This window comes from Synechococcus sp. MIT S9509 (genome assembly GCF_047303035.1).
In the GTDB taxonomy this organism is placed as follows: Bacteria; Cyanobacteriota; Cyanobacteriia; order PCC-6307; family Cyanobiaceae; genus Synechococcus_C.
The window spans coordinates 1365125-1378714 of sequence record NZ_CP138940.1; the positions used below are offsets into that span (position 1 = coordinate 1365125).

Genomic DNA, 13590 nt, shown 5'->3' on the forward strand with positions numbered 1-13590 from the left:
GCCGACCTGTCGGGTTGCTGCCGCCTCCTTAAAGCAGTCCGAGAGCATGCAGAGGACCCTGGCCGCTGATGATCTCCAGGAGGAAGGCTGAGAAGCCGAGCATGGCCAGCCGACCGTTCCAGACCTCGGAACTGTTGCTCCAGCCCCACTCCCATTTTTCCTGGGGATAGAGCTTCACCGTGTTGGGGAGCTCCGCTGCGGCGTCGAGGCTCACCTCAGGTCCTTCAAGACTGGTGACCACAAGATCAGCCAGTCCCTCGATGAAGGGTGGATAGGTGTCGAGAGCCCGCACACGTCTGAAATTCACAACACCTGCTTCGGTGGCTAGCTCCCTGTACTCGATGTCGATCTCCTCGAGCGTTTCGATGTGCTCGCTGACGAAGCTGATCGGCACCACAACCAGATCGTTGATCTTGGCCTCGCCGAGTTCCTCCAGAGCTTCCTCGGTGTAGGGCTTGAGCCACTCCACGGGACCCACACGGCTCTGGTAGGCGAGGGTGTGGGGATTGCCATGCCCCATGAGCTCCTCAAGCTTCTTCATGATCAGACCCGTGCAGGCCTCGATCTCCTGTTGGTAAGGGTCGCCCGCTTCCTCCACGTAGCTCTTCGGAACACCGTGGGCACTGAAGAACACGTGGGCCTGATGGGGGTCGTCGCTGTTGCGGACCTCTTCAGCGATCAGCTCAGCCATCGCCGTGACGTAGCCGGGGTGATCAAACCAGCTGCGGATGCAGCGGATCGGCAGCTTCTCGAAGACGCCGTCTCCCTGGCGAAGCCTCTGCAGCTCCCGGAAACTTGAGCCACTGGTGCTGATGGAGAAGTGTGGATAAAGGGGCAGCACCACCACCTCATCCATCCCGTCAGCCTTGATGTCTGCGACGGCGGACTCGGTGAAGGGATGCCAGTAGCGCATCGCCACGTAGCTGGTTGCGTCGATGCCTCGCTGACGCAGAAGGCTCTGCAGCTCCCTTGCCTGCTGTTCAGTGATTCGCCGCAGGGGAGAGCCGCCTCCGATGGAGCGATAGGCACTCTGTGACTTGCCGCTGCGCAGTGTGCTGATCAGCCATGCGAGTGGCTTCTGAAGCGCGGGGATCGGCAGCCGGATGATCTCCGGATCAGCGAAGAGATTAAAAAGAAAGGGACCTACGTCCTGAATCCGCTCAGGGCCACCCAGATTGAGCAGTACGACACCGACCCGAGCCATGTCTGGAAACGATTGCAGGGGTTGAGAGTAACCCGCATTAACGGCATCTTGGCGCTGTCCTGAACGAAAGGATGAATCGCAGCGAAGAGTTGGAACAGATCAGGCGAAATGCGAATGCTTCTCTGGCGTCGATCGGCATCGGCCTGCGTATCGAATGCCGCGGTTGCCGGTTAAATCTGCGCGGAACATTGCCTGGTCGCAAAAAGCCTGATCTGCGATCGGTGCAAAGGCTCAGCCTGGGCCTTCAGAACGACAGGGATGGATTGCGTGAAGCCGAACAGATCGCTCGGTTGATCGATACCCAGCTCAGACGCGATCAGTTCCGATGGGAGCAGTGGATCAAGACTCCAGCGGAGACAACGAGCACAGCCCCCACAGCAGGTCGAGATCGCGCCCTGCTCGACCAGCAACTGAAAAGCTTCGAGCAAGCCTTTTTTGCCGATCCAAGGCGCCGCCGCTCCACGTCCGGCAGTCGAACCACGTGGGCTGGGGCCTACAACCCCTATCTGCGTCGACTGCGCACACTCTCCGAAGAACAAACGGGCCCAATCACCACCGAGCTGCTGCTTCAAACCCTGCACAGCTATCCGGATGGAAGCCGCAGTCGGCAGCAATGCAGCACAGCCCTCGGCAGCCTGGCCAGACATCTGGAACTGGAACTACCTGAAAACTGGCGAGCGGAGGCAGCTGGTTATGGCCTGCATCGAGCCAGGTTCCGTCAGCTGCCGAGTGATCAGCAGATTCTGGAGAGCATCCTGCGCATTCCCAACCCGCGCTGGCGACTTGCCTATGGCCTGATGGCGACCTATGGCCTTCGCAACCATGAAGTGTTCTTCAGCGACCTGTCCTCTCTGAGTTCCCAGGGAGATCGTGTGATCCGCGTTCTGCCCACCACAAAAACAGGGGAACACCAGGTGTGGCCGTTCAACCCTGAGTGGGTTGAACGCTTCGATCTTCTGCAACATGGACTTGAGCCGCATGCACTGCCGTTGATCAATACCGATCTGAGAACAACGACCCTGCAGCAGGTGGGACGACGGGTCACCGAGCAGTTTCGCCGCTACGAGCTTCCTCTCACCCCTTATGACCTTCGCCATGCCTGGGCGGTGAGAACCATCCACATCGGCCTTCCTGACACGGTTTCAGCAAGGATGATGGGCCATTCCGTGGCCATTCACACCCGGACCTATCACCACTGGATCACCCGCCGCGATCAGCAACAGGCTGTCGATGCGGCCCTGGCGCGTCAGCAGGCCTCATGAGCCGAACCGGGCTGGGGCAGGCGGCGCTGGTGCTTAACAGGCGATCCCAGTGAAATGTCCAGCTGAAAAGGCAGACCAAGGGCGTAACGCCCGGATGCATTCGTTGCTGCCTGCCAAGCTGCTTTTGCTCATTCGGTCCCGCAGGATTGCGCTCGAGCGTCAGGATGCATTTCTTGAACCAAGCCCGCATCTCTCCCTCCACTGATCCTGATGACGTCGTTTCTGCGGCCCCTCGCCTACCGCCATCGCTGGATCTATGACACGGTCACGGCAATTTCATCCCTGAGTGTTGGAGGTGTGGAGCGTCTGCGAGGCCTGGGACTGGAGGCGCTTCAATCCAGGCTGGAACCCGGCGGGCCGGTGCTGGATCTCTGCTGTGGGAGCGGCGAAGCCGCAGCCCCCTGGCTGGCGGCTGGATTCAGTGTCACAGGGCTTGATCTGTCTCCACTGGCACTCTCACTGGCCGCTCGACGGCATCCAGACCTCAAGCGGGTTGAGGGACTGGCGGAGAACCCGCCGCTGAAGGATGAAAGCTTTCTTGCCGTTCAGCTGAGCGTGGCGCTGCATGAATTTCCGCGCCAAGAGCGTGCACAGGTGCTGCGCCAAAGCCTGCGTCTGCTGAAGCCGGGAGGCTGGCTGGTGCTTGTGGACCTGCACCCAGCAGGCCCATGGCTGCGTCTGCCCCAGCAGTTGTTCTGCGCTTTATTTGAAACCGATACGGCCACGGCCATGCTGGAGGACGACCTCCCCTCTCAACTGCATCAGCTCGGTTTCACAGCCGTGAGGCAGGAGTTGTTGGCAGGTCGGGCCCTGCAGCGGATCACCGCCGCTAAGCCCAGCAGCGACACAGCTTCTTCATGAGCAACAGCAATCTCGATCAGACGGCGGCGGAACTGGGCATGGGAGGCAATCTTGCTCCGGAGCAGGACGATGCCGGCTACCGAAAGCGGATGGAACGACGCCAGGAGGTTCAGCGTCAGCGCGTCGAGGAGCGCAACAAGGAGAAAGGACTGATCCTGGTGTTCACCGGGCACGGCAAGGGCAAGACCACGGCGGGCCTGGGACTAGTGCTGCGCACCCTCGGCCATGGTGAACGCGTGGCCGTTGTGCAGTTCATCAAAGGCGGTTGGGAACCGGGTGAAGCCAGGGCGCTCAAAGCCTTCGGCGAGCAGATCTCCTGGCATGCACTGGGGGAGGGATTCACCTGGGAGACCCAGGACCGGCAGCGTGATCAGCAACTGGTGACGGAAGCCTGGCGAACCGCCCTCGGCCATCTGCGAGACCACCGGATCAAGCTGGTTCTGCTTGATGAGCTCAACGTGGCCATCAAACTGGGCTACATCGACCCCGAGACAGTCATCGCTGGGCTAAGGGAGAGGCCTGAGCTCTGTCATGTGGCCGTCACCGGCCGCGGGGCACCGAAACCATTGATCGAAGCTGCCGATCTGGTGACGGAAATGACCTTGAGCAAACACCCATTCAGGGAACAGGGTGTCAAGGCTCAGGCAGGCATTGAATACTGACTATCAATCTTGGGTCAGATCACGTCTGATCAGGCCGGAGGCAGCGGTCAGAACCGATAAACCGCTGACCAGCAGAGCACGATGAACAACAGGATCGCGCCAGCAGGACGGATCCTGACTGGCACGGTCCAGGGCGGAAAGGGTGAGGCGTGCCATCACCGAACTGCGTCCACCGATCTCTTCGGACATGGGGGCTTTGACGTTGAACAATCCAAGCGGTTCCACCGCGGCCGCGCCAGTGGCAAGAGAGTCCAATCCTGCTTGCTACTGTCAGCTGGATCAGGTGGATGAATGGCCTACGCGCGTGCACTCCTGAAACTCAGCGGAGAGGCGCTGATGGGAGACCAGGGCTATGGAATTGATCCCGCCATCGTTCAGTCAATTGCTGAAGACGTTGCCAAGGTGATCGCTGGCGGCACCCAGCTGGCGATTGTCGTGGGCGGCGGGAACATCTTCCGGGGCCTGAAAGGCTCAGCAGCAGGAATGGATCGCGCCACCGCCGATTACGTGGGCATGCTGGCCACCGTGATGAACGCGATCACACTCCAGGACGGACTTGAACGCGCGGGTGTTCCGACCCGTGTGCAGACCGCCATTGCCATGCAGGAAGTCGCGGAGCCCTACATCCGTCGCAAGGCGATCCGCCATCTTGAAAAAGGCCGTGTGGTGGTCTTTGGCGCCGGTTGCGGCAATCCCTTCTTTACCACCGACACCACCGCTGCCCTGAGGGCAGCCGAGATCAACGCGGATGTGGTCTTCAAGGCCACCAAGGTGGATGGTGTCTACGACAAGGATCCCGCCAAACATGCCGATGCCGTGAAACACGAACACCTCACGTATCAGCAGGTTCTCAGCGGTGAACTTGCCGTGATGGACAGCACTGCCATTGCCCTATGCAAAGACAACAACATCCCAATTGTTGTTTTCAATCTGTTTGAACCTGGCAACATCGGCAAAGCCGTCGCTGGAGAGCCGATTGGCTCCCGGATCAACAACTGACAACCGTTATGTCGAAGCAAGACCTCGAAGCGAGCATGCAGAAGTCGGTGGAATCCACCCAGCGCATGTTCAACACCATCCGAACGGGACGGGCCAACGCGTCGTTGCTCGATCGCATCTCCGTTGAGTACTACGGCGCCGACACTCCGCTGAAATCTCTGGCGACCCTCACCACACCCGACTCACAGACCATCCAGATCCAGCCCTTCGACATCAGCGCTCTTGCGGGAATCGAAAAGGCGATCGCCATGAGTGAACTGGGCTTCACCCCCAACAACGACGGCAAGATCATCCGCATCAATGTGCCGCCACTCACGGAGGAGCGTCGCAAGGAATTCTGCAAGCTCGCCTCCAAATACGCCGAAGAAGGCAAGGTCGCGCTTCGGAACATCCGCCGTGATGCCATCGACAAGATTAAGAAACAGGAGAAGGAGGGCGAGTTCTCCGAAGATCAGAGTCGTGACGAACAGGAGAGCATCCAGAAAACACTCGAGAAATTCATCACGCTGCTCGAGAAGCATCTGGCCGACAAGGAGGCCGACATCCTCAAGGTGTGATCGATACTGACGTTGCCGTGATCGGTGCCGGAGCTGCCGGCACTTCAGCAGCTTTTCACCTTGCTAGCGCCGGGCATTCAGTCACCGTTCTCGAGGCAGAGACCGGGGCAAGGATCAAGCCCTGCGGGGGAGGCATGGCGTCCTCCGTGCAGAACTGGTTCCCTTTCGACCTGAGTCCAGCGGTTGATGATGTGATCCGTCGGGTTGACTTCAGCTGGTGTCTCGAGGATCCGGTTGTCGCGGATCTACCTGGGGAGGCACCATTCTGGATTGTCAGGCGTGAGCAGCTGGATTCATTGCTGCTTGAGCAGGCGATGCATGCCGGCGCCGACGTTCTGCGGCCTAGTCGCGTCACAGACATGCAACGCAGCGGTGAGGGATGGATTCTGAAGGAAGATCGTGGCGAAACCATCCAGGCCAGAGCCGTGGTGATCGCCGATGGTTCAGGGTCTCCCTGGCCGCAGCAGGTCGGCATCGGTCCGCGCTCCCTGCACATGGCGAGCACCCTGTCGGTTCGCCTTGAGGGACTGGGAGCACTCACGCCTGGAACGGCGCGGTTTGAGTTCGGCCTGGTGCACCATGGTTTTGCCTGGGCTTTCCCTCTGGCAGATGGCATCAATGTGGGTGTGGGCACCTTCATCGGCAGAGACGTCACTGATGCAGAGACGATCCTCAGTGCACTGCTGCCGGACCTCGGCTTTGCAGCGGATGCAGGTCTCAGGCAGCAGGCCAGCCTGAGGGTCTGGAACGGTCACAGCCCACTGCATTCCGACGGGGTGGTGGCGGTCGGTGATGCCGCCTCCCTCTGCGATCCCTTTCTTGCGGAGGGCTTGCGGCCGGCTCTGATGAGCGGCTGCGAAGCAGCCAAACACCTCGACCGCTGGCTCAGTGGCGAGGAGCGCTCCCTTCAGGGCTACTCAAGGGAGATGCGACAGCGCTGGGGAGACTCGATGGCCTGGGGGCGCCGGATTGCACAGGTGTTCTACCGATTCCCGGGCGTGGGCTATCAGCTGGGTATCAAGCGGCCCACCGCGCCCAGACGAATCGCCCAGATCCTTTCCGGAGAGATGGGCTACGGCGATATCGCCCAGCGCGTGATTCGCCGGTTGCTGCTGCAGCGCAGCTAGAGATCGAGGGCCAGCTGCTGCATGGATGGATCAATCACGCGGCCACGCGATCGTCGCCGGGATGATGCGGGCAGGCCGGCACGCCTTGACCCGTGTCTCCTCTGAATGGCATCGGCATGGCGATCAAATCCCGCTGAACGTCTGATCGCAAAGATCATCTCCTTGGCCTGTCTGGCCGAATCAGCACAATCAACGATCGGGTTCACACCATTGAAGGCCCAGGGTTCATGCAGATGCACCGCAGGCACATCCGCCAGTTCCGGGCACCAGCGACGGATGAAGACTCCGTCCGGATCGTGGTCGCGTCCCTGCTTGATCGGGTTGTAGATCCGGATGGTGTTGATGGAGGTGCTGCCCGACTGCATCTGGCACTGACTCCAGTGAATCCCAGGTTCGTAATCCACAAACTGCCGCGCCAGATGCAGACCGCTGTCTCTCCAGGGCAGCCAGAGGTTGTAGCTCGCGAACGACATCAACATCGCCCGCATCCTGAAGTTGATCCATCCATGCGCCCTGAGGGCTCGCATGCAGGCATCGACGAATGGAACGCCTGTCTTCCCCTCAGCCCAGGCGATCAGACGATCGGCATCGGCATCTCGCAGGTCACGCATGAAAGGGTGAAAGTCCTGCCATTCAATCGATGGCTGATCCTCGAGTTTCTGGATGAAATGGCAGTGCCAGTGAAGCCTCGAGCCAAAGCTGCGGACACCGCGTCCCTGCATAACCCTGCTGCGCTGCAGAACCTCGCGCATGGACAGGCAGCCCCAGGTGAGATAAGCGGACAGCCTGGAACAACCCGTGAACGCCTTGTTGGGACTGGAGATGGATCGGCAGTAATGCTCCACTCGATGCTGCAGGAAGTGCTCGAGCTCATCGAGACCGGCTTGGCGGCCTCCCTGCTGACGATGGGGACAGGGGTCCGGATCGAGTCCCAGTTCAGCGGACGTCGGTGGTTCACCAGCCGAGAGCCCATGGAGCGGCACAAGACGGCTCGGAGCGGGAGTGATCGATTCCGCCATCCGCGCCTCCCATCGCTGAGCCCAACCCTTGCGACTCCGCAGCGGTCGGATCACACCGAATTGCGGAATCTCTCTCCAGGGAATGCTCTGCTGTCTTGCCCACGCAGCCACCCGCCTGTCTCTGGCATAGGTCCAGTCATTTCCGGTTTCTTCATGACTCCAGAGGCCGGTCACACCAAGCTGTCGCCTGGCACGCTCAAGCACCGCCACCGCATCCCCGCAACGGATGACCAGAGGCTGTCCCAGAACAGACATCGCCTGCCGGAGATCGAGAAGTGCCTCCCGACAGAATTCCCACTGACGACCTGAAGCGTCCTGCTGAAGCCAGAATTCAGGTTCAACGATGTAGAGAGGGAGCACGTCACCGAGAGACAGTGCCTCGACCAGTGGCCTGTGGTCCTCCAGCCTCAGATCCCGCTTGAACCAGACCAGCTGCATCGCCATCGAACGCGGAACGGCCCCACAGGACACTGACGAAACTAATCAGATCCGGATCATGGTTGGGTTTTGATCTTCAGATCACGCAGACGCGCATCAACCGAGGCCAGCAGCTCGATGGCGAACATGGGTGACTCCTGAACGGCAAACAGGAATTTCTCGCGGTTCATCTCGATCAGGCGGCAATCGCTCTGGGCCTGTGCCGTACCCAGCCTTCGATGGCCTTCCATCACCAGCGCACCGGCACCGAAAACGTGACCGGCCTCGATCAGTTCATAGCCCTCCTGACCGTTCTCATTGGTCCAGGACAGTCGGACCGTGCCCTCGAGCACGCCGAACATCGACGCACCCGGGTCATCAGCCTTGAAGATGACGTCACCGGCATTGACGCCGTGCACCTCACTCTTGCGAGCGAGGGCACGCATGGTGTCAAGAGCATTCACAGGCGACTGGGGGCAGAACGGAGCAGAGGATCAGGCCGTCGTAAGGGACAGAGCTGATCCGAAACCACGCCGCACCTCCTCCTGGGTGAGCCGGCCGTCATGATCAAGATCAAGGGCATCGAAAACGGCATCGCTGCCAAGCCACTCATCCCTGGTGATGCAACCGTCGCCGTTCATGTCGTTGAGCATGAAGATCTCCTGCACGGCATGACCGAAGGCCTGTCCTCCCTCGATTTCCGCCAGTCGATGAGCCAGCATGCTTTCGAGGGTTTCGATCGCCTTGCTGAATCCCTTGATGCCTTCACCGAGCTTGTCGGTGGCCATGCGGTCAGAAGCCATCATGGAATCGAATGTGGTCCGGTCGACCTGAATCTTGGCCTCGCTGTTCGTGGGGTTGGCACCATCGAGCTTGCGATCGAGCCTGGCGTCGCTGGCACGCAGCTGATCGAGGAGTTTGGGTGAGATGGTGAGCAGATCACAACCGGCAAGCTCGGTGATCTCGTCGATGTTTCGGAAACTGGCACCCATCACCTCGGTTTTGTAGCCATAGGCCTTGAAATAATTGAAAATCCTGGTGACCGACAGGACTCCGGGATCTTCAGGACCGGGGTAGGAATCGCGGCCGGTGTCAGCCTTGTACCAGTCGAGAATTCGACCGACAAACGGAGAGACCAGTGTGACGCCGGCCTCCGCACAGGCAGCCGCCTGACCAAAGCCGAACAGAAGGGTGAGGTTGCAGTGAATTCCTTCCTTCTCCAGAACTTCCGCCGCCTTGATGCCCTCCCATGTGGAAGCGATCTTGATCAGGACACGATCATTGCTGATGCCGGCGTCGTTGTAGAGACGGATCAGTTTGCGCCCTTTTTCAATGGTGGCATCGGTGTCATAACTCAGACGTGCATCCACCTCCGTCGAGACGCGGCGGGGAACGATCTTGAGAATCTCCTTGCCGAAGATCACGCTGATCTCATCAAGAGCTTCCCGCACCACTGTCTCAACGGGCGCGCTGTCGCCGATCAGACGACGGGAAGAACGGAGTGCCTCGTCGATCAGACTCTGATAAGCGGGAATCTGAGCTGCAGCGAGGATCAGGGACGGATTGGTGGTGGCATCCCGTGGCGTGAATTTGCGGATCGCTTCAAGATCGCCGGTATCCGCCACGACGACGGTCATCGCAGAGAGCTGCTCGAGGAGGGAGGCCATGTCTCTAAAGGCTTGTTGTTCGTAACGTAGCGGCGTTTCCTGAGCTGACATCCCGCGTAAAGTCCTGCGGATTCTCCTCTTCGTCAGGGTTCAACCAGGCTGAGCCGTAGCGGGTGTGCGAGCCGTGCTCGGAGGAATCTTTTCAATCACCAGCAGACCGTCGATGATTGATTTGGCAACAGGCAGAGCCACTGTTGAGCCGTAGGCATTGTCTCCCTTGGGCTCATCCACCACCACCAGCACGACATAGCGCGGGTCGTCAACGGGAAGCGTTGCCACAAAGCTGCAGATCAGAGCACCGGGAACGTAAACACCGTTGAGGGCCTTCTGAGCAGTGCCCGTCTTGCCGCCGATGCGATATCCCGGCGTTTTCACTCCCTTGCCGCTGCCTTTTTCAACCACGGATTCCATCCAGGCCATCACGGTTCGGGTGACCTCGGGCTTCAGCAGAGGCTTGCCCTGACGTGATCCGGGGGGCGCCAGTGCATCACCAGCTCTGAGCCCCCTGGTGATGTGGGGACTGACCAGACGGCCACCATTGGCAAGCAGGGCGTGCAGCTGCACAAGCTTCAGGGGAGTCAGGGAAAACCCCTGTCCGAAGGAGGCTGTAGCAGGCTCAATCGGCTGGGTCGTGAACTGCTCCTTGGTCTTGAGCTGACCGGCAACGGCTCCTGGCAGGTCGGTGTCGGGCCGTGCGTCGAGACCGAGTCGGCTCAACCAGTCCCAGTAGGTCGAGGAGGGCAGATTGCGCATGGCCTGGACCATGCCCACGTTGCTGGACACCTGCAGGACCGTGGCGAAGTCAATCAGACCGTTCGCTCGCTTGTCGTGATTGTTGATCGGCCATCCGCCGATCGTGACGGACCCGCTGTCCTGAACGCGGCCTGCAGACTGAATTGCATTCTCCTGAAGAGCCAGCGCGAGATTGATGGGCTTGAACGTGGAGCCTGGTTCATAGAGATCCTGAACAGACCATTCCCTGAAACGACCTGCCGGAAAACTCCAGTAACTGTTGGGGTCATAGGTGGGCACGGATGCCAGTGCCAGGAGCTCACCGTTGGTGACATCCATGACGATGGCAACCCCTTTCTGAGCTTTCCAGGTTTTGATCTGAGCGGTGAGAGCCTTGGCTGCCACAGCCTGGAGGCGCGCATCGAGTGTGAGCTGAAGTCGCAGATCGTCTCCGAAGAAGACACCGGCATCAAGATTGTCGGGGAGCGGGGTCCCATCAGCTCCGCGCCGCAGACTTCGGGCCTGCTCATGGCGTTGCAGGTCGTCATGTCGGCTTTGTTCAAGACCTGCCTGAGGTTCTCGATCCTGGTTGAGGAATCCGACCACATTGGCGAACAGGTCGCCCTGGGGATAGACGCGGTGGGGGTAGGACTCAAGGTCAACACCAGAGATGCCTGCTGCTCGGATCGTCGAAGCCGTCTCGGGATCCAGTCCCTCGATCAGTTTGATCCCGGAGGGTCGATTGCCGATTCGTTGAAGAATCTCCGCCTGTGTGAGTGCCAGCAAAGGAGCCAGGCGTGCCGCAACATCGGCAGGAGGGCGAATCAGAGTGGGGGCATCACCTGGAAGATTGAAATAGCGGGGATGCAGCCAGACCCTGTAGCGCTCTTCGTCGAGAGCGACAAGACGACCGGTGCGATCAACAATCGGTCGACGCGTTCCCAGAGGCTTGGTGCGCTGGGTCTGAACAGATCGGGCACGCGCTTCCAGTTCGCTGGCCTGAAACAACTGCAGCCAGGCCATTCGCCCCATCAGGCTGACAAGCCCCAGACACAGAAGGGCGAACACGGAGCGCATGCGACCTGCCGGGACTGGCTCAAGAGGGACAACCCGTCTTCGCTGTCGGCTGGCTGGCCGGGAGGGCTTGTCGGAACGGCCCATGAATCAGTAGCCGTGGTGGATGGTGCGTTCCATCAGCGAACCGAGCATGGCCAGGTGGTCGATCCCTGGCTTGGTTGAAGCCGTTGAAGGACGCTCGAGATACACCAGATTCGCCACCGTGGTGGGAACCATCTGCTTTGGAGTCTGAGAGCGCTCCAGCAGATGTCGCTCGAACATGGCCGTGGATTCGGTCAGACGATGGCCCAGCTCCCGCGTCATTTCAAGCTGACGGAAGGCCAGTGTCCAGCGATGCTGCCAGTGCAGCGTGAGCCCGCTGAGCACGAGCACTGCCGCGAAGACCCCAACCAGGCTGCCGTCTGCCATGCGATGCAGTCCCGCCAGGAGTGGGGATTTGCGTGCAACGCGACGTGCGGAGAGAGACCCCTGAATGACCTCGAACGGACCGCTGGAGGCCTGACGTTGTGCGGAAGACGGTTGTGACTGCGGAACCGCGACCACGGACAAGGCTCATCAATGCGCCAGTGAACCACCTGAGGGAGGACATCGCAAGCCTGAAACCTTGACCAGGACTGAAGATTGAATCAACCGCCCAGCAACACCAGGTTCAGGAAGGTCACACCGTTCCAGAGTGAATGCATCACCACGCAGGGGAGCAGACGTCCTGTGCTGAGACGCAGCAGACCTAAACCGATGCCGAGCACAAGCAAGGGAGCCAGTTCTCCAATGCTGAGATGAGCCACAGCGAACACCAGAGCGCTCACCAGCACACCCCCTGATCGACCGAGGGACTGGCCAAGCACCGGCAGCAGCACTCCACGGAAAATGGTCTCCTCAAACAGAGGTGCCAGAACCACAGCTGTGAGAGACAGCAGCGTCAGGGCGACGGGATCCTGGCTGTTGAGAACGATTTCAAGCAGTGGGTTACTGCCCCCCTGATCTCCGATCAGACGCGCAATCAACCAGCCACAGAGAACAACGGGAGGCAGAACCATCAGCCAGCCTCTGGCCCCCTGCAACAGAGCACTGCCAACAGGCTTGAGGCGCCACTGCAGCCACCCTTGCGATGGCGTGAGTGCCTGGTCCAGCTGCCCCAGCTGTTGCCGCAGGATCAGCAGTGGCGGTGCCGCCAGGGCCACATACCCGAGAAACACATTGATTCCCTGAGTCAGAGATTCCGACAGACCACGCGTCAAGACGGAGGACATCGGGATCACCAGCAATGGCATCAACACCTCCCCGAGCACCACGAAACCGCCCGCCACAAGCAGCACCATGTCAAGAATCCCAAGAGGAGGTGCCGTCAAAGTCAGCCACGACGGCAGTCGTCGTCGCAGCAACTGCCAGAGATGGCGCACCAGCAACAGTCCACCGATCAACAGGGCCAGCAGAGGAAGAAGCTCACTGATCACCAGACGGCGAGCGGCGTTTCTGGCTGAGGTCTGATCGAGACAGCTCTTCTCTTCGCCACCGAGGGCCTCACAGGCGAGTCGACGGATCAGAGGGTCAGAAGTCAGGAGCAGAAGCCTGGAACGCTCTTCCGCCGAGACATGGCGAGTCTCGACTTCCGCAAGAGCTCTCTGAAGCTGAAGAAGATCACTGGATTCGAGCTCCACCTGCTGGAGGCTGCGCCGATGCTCCGCGTCCGTCTCCAGGGCAGTGAATAGAATCTTCTGTCGATCATCGAGCCGTTCCAGGGGAATTTGGCGCAGGCTGCTCAACAGGGAATCAGAGGCATCCGCGCCAATCAGAAGCGTTCTCAGAGGGGCGGGAATCTGAGGTTCTGCCAGCAAGGTCAGCTCCTGTTGCTCCAGCGACAACGCAGGCGCGACAGTGGGTTTGGAAAAACTGTCCACCAGGCCGAGAGCCCAGACCGTGGTGGCCAGCACCAGCGACAGAAGGGAAAGCAGCACCTTCCAGGACGGGGCCGCCGTTGAACGTCCGGAGGGTGGGCTGGTCACACG

General features: G+C 60.2%; 14 protein-coding genes. 6 read left to right on the forward strand and 8 right to left on the reverse strand.

Annotated features, from left to right (window positions below):
• Positions 1-28: 28 nt before the first annotated feature.
• Complete coding sequence (gene hemH, locus SIB73_RS07925) at positions 29-1204, reverse strand: ferrochelatase (protein WP_413401509.1); 1176 nt, start codon at positions 1202-1204, stop codon at positions 29-31.
• A gap of 71 nt (positions 1205-1275) precedes the next feature.
• Between hemH and SIB73_RS07930 the strand changes: the two genes are divergently transcribed.
• The 3 genes from SIB73_RS07930 (at position 1276) to cobO (ending at position 3989) form a co-directional block, all read left to right on the forward strand.
• Positions 1276-2466 (forward strand): site-specific integrase, encoded by a 1191-nt coding sequence (locus SIB73_RS07930; RefSeq protein WP_413401507.1) that lies wholly within the window; start codon positions 1276-1278, stop codon positions 2464-2466.
• A 210-nt stretch (positions 2467-2676) separates the two neighbouring features.
• A complete protein-coding gene (locus SIB73_RS07935; RefSeq protein ID WP_413401505.1) occupies positions 2677-3327 on the forward strand; it encodes a class I SAM-dependent methyltransferase in 651 nt (216 codons plus the stop codon).
• Positions 3324-3989: a cob(I)yrinic acid a,c-diamide adenosyltransferase gene (gene cobO, locus SIB73_RS07940; protein WP_413401504.1), complete on the forward strand. Its 666-nt coding sequence runs from the start codon at positions 3324-3326 to the stop codon at positions 3987-3989. The genes SIB73_RS07935 and cobO overlap by 4 nt, the downstream gene beginning before the upstream one ends.
• Before the next feature lie 3 nt (positions 3990-3992).
• Here the strand turns inward: cobO and SIB73_RS07945 are convergent, their stop codons facing one another.
• Positions 3993-4178, reverse strand: coding sequence for a hypothetical protein (locus SIB73_RS07945; protein ID WP_413406341.1), 186 nt, complete (start codon positions 4176-4178; stop codon positions 3993-3995).
• Positions 4179-4280: 102 nt separating this feature from the next.
• Here SIB73_RS07945 and pyrH point away from each other — a divergent pair, with 102 nt between their 5' ends.
• Genes pyrH through SIB73_RS07960 form a run of 3 tightly spaced genes read left to right on the forward strand, consistent with a single transcriptional unit; the run spans position 4281 to position 6672 of the window.
• The gene (gene pyrH, locus SIB73_RS07950) at positions 4281-4988 is read left to right on the forward strand and encodes a UMP kinase (protein WP_413401503.1); all 708 of its coding nucleotides are present in this window, start codon (positions 4281-4283) and stop codon (positions 4986-4988) included.
• Positions 4989-4996: 8 nt separating this feature from the next.
• Positions 4997-5545, forward strand: a complete 549-nt coding sequence (frr, locus tag SIB73_RS07955) for a ribosome recycling factor (protein WP_413401502.1) — start codon at positions 4997-4999, stop codon at positions 5543-5545.
• The gene (locus tag SIB73_RS07960) at positions 5542-6672 is read left to right on the forward strand and encodes an NAD(P)/FAD-dependent oxidoreductase (protein WP_413401501.1); all 1131 of its coding nucleotides are present in this window, start codon (positions 5542-5544) and stop codon (positions 6670-6672) included. Before frr ends, SIB73_RS07960 begins: the two co-directional genes overlap by 4 nt.
• Here the strand turns inward: SIB73_RS07960 and SIB73_RS07965 are convergent.
• The 6 genes from SIB73_RS07965 to SIB73_RS07990 form a co-directional block, all read right to left on the reverse strand.
• Positions 6669-8135, reverse strand: coding sequence for an FAD-binding domain-containing protein (locus SIB73_RS07965; RefSeq protein WP_413401499.1), 1467 nt, complete (start codon positions 8133-8135; stop codon positions 6669-6671). The genes SIB73_RS07960 and SIB73_RS07965 overlap by 4 nt on opposite strands.
• 50 nt (positions 8136-8185) lie before the next feature.
• Positions 8186-8572: a Crp/Fnr family transcriptional regulator gene (locus SIB73_RS07970; protein ID WP_413401497.1), complete on the reverse strand. Its 387-nt coding sequence runs from the start codon at positions 8570-8572 to the stop codon at positions 8186-8188.
• A gap of 30 nt (positions 8573-8602) precedes the next feature.
• Positions 8603-9775 (reverse strand): transaldolase, encoded by a 1173-nt coding sequence (locus SIB73_RS07975; protein ID WP_413401495.1) that lies wholly within the window; start codon positions 9773-9775, stop codon positions 8603-8605.
• A gap of 90 nt (positions 9776-9865) precedes the next feature.
• Positions 9866-11668, reverse strand: a complete 1803-nt coding sequence (locus SIB73_RS07980) for a peptidoglycan D,D-transpeptidase FtsI family protein (protein ID WP_413401493.1) — start codon at positions 11666-11668, stop codon at positions 9866-9868.
• 3 nt (positions 11669-11671) lie between these two features.
• Positions 11672-12127, reverse strand: coding sequence for a hypothetical protein (locus tag SIB73_RS07985; RefSeq protein WP_413401491.1), 456 nt, complete (start codon positions 12125-12127; stop codon positions 11672-11674).
• Between the two features lie 83 nt (positions 12128-12210).
• A complete protein-coding gene (locus SIB73_RS07990) occupies positions 12211-13587 on the reverse strand; it encodes a CPBP family intramembrane glutamic endopeptidase (RefSeq protein WP_413401489.1) in 1377 nt (458 codons plus the stop codon).
• Positions 13588-13590 lie beyond the last annotated feature (3 nt).